The 702-nt window shown below is 74.1% G+C and carries 1 protein-coding gene; it reads left to right on the top strand.

What is annotated here, in order from left to right; genetic code table 11:
• Positions 1-17: 17 nt before the first annotated feature.
• The coding region (locus FV222_RS28305) for an aliphatic sulfonate ABC transporter substrate-binding protein (protein ID WP_246685723.1) at positions 18-702 on the top strand (685 nt) is incomplete at its 3' end.

Here is a 702-nt window from a genome sequence, read left to right on the forward strand (position 1 = left end):
GGTAGCCGATCCGCACGGTGGCGGCGGCGCGCGCCGCCGCCACCGTGCGGATCGGCTACCAGAAGTACGGCTCGCTCGTCCTGCTGAAGGGCCGCGGCAGCCTCGCGAAGGCGTTGGCGCCGCTTGGCTACGACGTCACCTGGTCGGAGTTTCCCTCCGGTCCGCCCTTGCTGGAGGCGCTGAACGCCGGGGCGATCGACCTCGGCTCGGCCGGCGAGGCCCCGCCGATCTTCGCGCAGGCCGCCAGCGCCGACCTGCGCTACGTCGGCACCGAGCCGCCGGCCCCGCGCGGCGAGGCGATCCTCGTGCCGAAGGACAGCCCGGTCCGGTCCGTGGCGGAGCTGCGCGGCAAGACCATCGCGCTCAACAAGGGCTCCAACGTGCACTTCCTCGTGGTGCGCGCCCTGGAGAAGGCCGGCGTTCCCTACGACGCGGTGAAGCTCGTCTTCCTGTCGCCGGCGGATGCCAACGCCGCCTTCGTGCGCGGTGCCGTCGACGCCTGGGCGATCTGGGATCCGTACCTCGCGGCGGCCGAGCGCTCCACCGGCGCGCGCGTGCTGGCCGACGGCAGCGGGATCGCACCGAACCGGCAGTTCTACCTGTCGCGCCGCGGCTTCACCGAGGCGAGCCCGGAGGTCGTCGTCGCGATCCTGCGGGCGGTCGCCGAGGTCGACACCTGGGCCGCCGGCAACGGCGCCACGG

This window comes from Methylobacterium sp. WL103, assembly GCF_008039885.1.
Classification (GTDB): domain Bacteria; phylum Pseudomonadota; class Alphaproteobacteria; order Rhizobiales; family Beijerinckiaceae; genus Methylobacterium; species Methylobacterium cerastii.